The organism is Geobacillus sp. FJAT-46040 (assembly GCF_002335725.1).
GTDB lineage: Bacteria > Bacillota > Bacilli > Bacillales > Anoxybacillaceae > Geobacillus > Geobacillus thermoleovorans.
The window spans coordinates 966,162-969,242 of record NZ_NISS01000001.1 but is presented as its reverse complement, the minus strand read 5'-3'; the positions used below and the strand labels follow the sequence as shown (position 1 = coordinate 969,242).

The window sequence follows — 3,081 nt, the reverse complement described above, 5'->3', positions numbered from 1 at the left end:
ATTTCGGCTCTTCCCCGAGCCCGAAGGCAAGGCCGCGATAAAAGTCCATCACGCTTCCCGTTGACAATGGAAAATAAACGACGTGATACAGTGACGGATTCAGGGATTCCTTAAACGCCCGAAGGGCGAATGTCTTGCCGGCCCCTGGTTCACCGATCAATAGCCCGATCCCTCTTGTTCGTTTCACGTAGTCCAAAGCGGCGAGGGCCTCTTGATACGAGGCCCCTTGATAAGCCTCTGGTGGATTCGTCTCCTTCGAAAACGGCTCTCGGGAAAGGGAATAAAACGTTTTATACATCGTTTTCGCCTCCCTCTACCGGAACCGCCGCAAACGGTGACCGATGGCGTTTCACATAGGCATTGTCCTCGAAGCGAACAAGGACCGCTTCGGCGACCCGTTGACCGTCTTCGTACACATACACGCCTTGTTCATCATAACGGAGTTCGATCGATTGTCCGATGAACCGGGGCGGAACTTCATACAGCTGCTTGTTCAACGTGACCGTACCATCGGCCTTCACTTTACGGTATTCGCGTTTCAAAAAGATCGAGTCGAGCCAATCCGAATCCTCGACGAACGACACCAAATGGACTTGCGATTGAAACACTTCATGTGGCGTCTTCCCGTTCAACGAGGCATGCGGTTTTCGATGGTAATCTTCCTCCAACCACTTCCAAAATCGCTCGTTTAGCTCTTCGAGCGACTTCGGTGAATTCATTTCGAGCAACGGGTAAAACCGCGTCTGTACGGTGCGGAAAAATCGTTCGATTTTCCCTTTGCTTTGCGGATCGTACGGCTGGGTATGGATCAAGGTGATCCCTAACTCCGCGCAGGCGTACTGCAAGGGTTCCGCCCGATAAATCTTGCCGTTATCCGAGTAAATTCGCTTCGGCTTTCCGTATCGAAGCAGCGCTTCCTTGGTTACGATCCGCAACCCGTCAAATTTCTCGGAAGAGAAAAACTGAGCGTACGGCACGACCCGCGAGCAGTCATCGATATAGGCAATCAAAAACGTTTTTTGCGTTTTGCCATTCACGCGAATCAACGGGCCATGGGACAAATCACCTTGCCAGAGCTCATTGACCTGATCGTACGCGAATCGTTTTCGTTCAGGAATCGGTAAAATTTCTTTCCCCACGAGGTTGTATTTTTTTAAAAGTCGGTATATAGTGAAATAAGAGATGGATTGGATTTCCCCCTGCTCGATAAGGTGTTGGTAAAACACCGTCACGGGCATGTGGGGGTGTTTTTTTCTCAGGGCTAAAATGTGATCCTCTTCTTCAGGTGACAGCCTCCGGGAATGGCCACGGTCCGACCGTCGTTTCGGCTTCAGCGCCTCAAAGCCCCCTTTTTTGTACTGCGTGCACCAGTCGAGGATCGTTTTGGCGGCGATGCGTTTCTCTCCATGGTGGGGAACTTGATGGATCCGTTCCGCTACTTCCTTCAAGTACGTTTTTGGATCGACTTGTCCATTCACCAATGGAGCGATCAATCCATACCGAAATAAAGCGATCTCCTGTCTCATCGACTCATTCATTTCGATCTCCTCCTTCGTTCATCCCATTCTAGGACCTTATCGGTCCATCCTGTCTCTATCCTATCGGATCATTCCCCCGACCGTCGAGAGGAAAGGTTTGTGGAATCTATAAATGATTCCATATAAGGGGATATAAGTAAAATCAGGAACTGAATGTACGTGCAAAAAGATGCGTCGATCGGTGCTCCCATATCTCTTGGATGACGAAAAAGAGGCCGATCTCCTCCATCGTCTGGATCCACCATAGGGCTCGTTCTCTCACTTGGGCGATGGCAGGACCAATTTTTCTCCAGCGCTCCGCAAAAAACCAATGAAGGTGGTTCAAATTTCGGAATAAACGTCGGACATAAAATAAAACCCCTTCATCCGTAGGAAGGAGTGGAGCCTCCTCCATCCCCCGTTTCGGAGTCAGGCCCAACCGTTCTTTCACCACTCTCCATATGGTGGGCAACGTATACTGAAAATAAGGGAGAAGAAATGAAGGCAACACGGCCACCGTCCTCCTGCACTCCGGGCAGCGATACCGAGCGATCCAAATGCGATAAGACTGATGCGACGTCACGGCATTTCGTTCGTAGTACCCATGGCGATAAAGAGGGCGTTTTGCCTGGCAATGAGGGCACCGCTTAAGAAGGGGAAAGTCGTTTTGTTTTCCCCGCTGGGCATATGTCTGGACATCGACCTGAAAGTCATGAAACCGAATCACGTCCTCGTCCCCCCTCTGGAAATCACCCATGTCCCATTCCGAAATAATTCACAAAAAATTTAGCACATTCTTTCGGAAAGGGGGAGAGGGATATTCCGAAGGAATGTGCAAAAAAGAGTCTTTTTTGTGCGGAAATAAAGTGATAATTTACACTTCGGATCCAATAATCGTTCAGCATGTTCGTAATGAAAACGATGCCCTGTCATCCTTTTCCCTCCTATTCCTCACTTCCATTTCATTATACTCGCAAAGAGAGGAAAAAAGCCGGCATTGGAAAACGCCGGCTTTTCCCTACCGAACGGCGCACCGGTTTGGACCGATTTCCATCTCCCGTTGTTCCTCTTCCGTAGGATGCAATTTCCCCATGTTGGTCTGCCGAATTTCCTTGTAAGCCGGATCGATATAAGTTGCAATAAAGATTTTCCGATTGTTTGATTCTGTTTTCCTTCATAACAAGTCATTTTGATAGAATGCAGCGGGCGCTCTACTGGATGTAAAACAAAGTTTCAACTTATATAGTGTAAAAAAATATACTTAATGACTGTAGATGAGCAAATTCACTGACATAAATTGACAACTAAACAAAAAAGGAGACATGAACCGGACTCCTTGGGTAAAATAGATGTGCTCAAAACCCATTCACACAAGGAGGTTCATGTCTCATGAATAGATTAGCACATCACCAAGGAATCCACAAGTTTTTCTTCACGCTGGGGTTGACGCTGCAGCTTTCCAAACCGGTCATCAAGCATCTCATTCATATTGTCGATGCCTTGACCACCAAGGGATTCTCGGGAACATTGACTGATATTCATTACTGGAGCTTTCATCCGAATC

At 48.1% G+C, this 3,081-nt stretch carries 3 protein-coding genes and 1 pseudogene; 1 reads left to right on the top strand and 3 read right to left on the bottom strand.

Annotation, left to right across the window (positions count from 1 at the left end; all coding sequences use genetic code 11):
* From CD000_RS19045 to CD000_RS19040, 3 genes are all read right to left on the bottom strand, one after another.
* A partial coding sequence (locus CD000_RS19045) for an ATP-binding protein (RefSeq protein WP_233130402.1) occupies nucleotides 1–298 on the bottom strand: 298 nt, incomplete at its 3' end.
* Nucleotides 291–1,538 (bottom strand): IS481 family transposase, encoded by a 1,248-nt coding sequence (locus tag CD000_RS05205; RefSeq protein WP_011229853.1) that lies wholly within the window; start codon nucleotides 1,536–1,538, stop codon nucleotides 291–293. The genes CD000_RS05205 and CD000_RS19045, both read right to left, overlap by 8 nt.
* A 142-nt stretch (nucleotides 1,539–1,680) precedes the next feature.
* Nucleotides 1,681–2,244 carry a DUF6431 domain-containing protein gene (locus CD000_RS19040; protein ID WP_096225038.1) on the bottom strand — a complete coding sequence of 188 codons (564 nt, stop codon included), beginning with the start codon at nucleotides 2,242–2,244 and terminating at the stop codon, nucleotides 1,681–1,683.
* A gap of 662 nt (nucleotides 2,245–2,906) precedes the next feature.
* On the opposite strand from CD000_RS19040, the pseudogene CD000_RS05195 reads away from it, so the two are divergent.
* A pseudogene (locus tag CD000_RS05195) lies at nucleotides 2,907–3,081 on the top strand (IS701 family transposase); the annotation flags it as partial.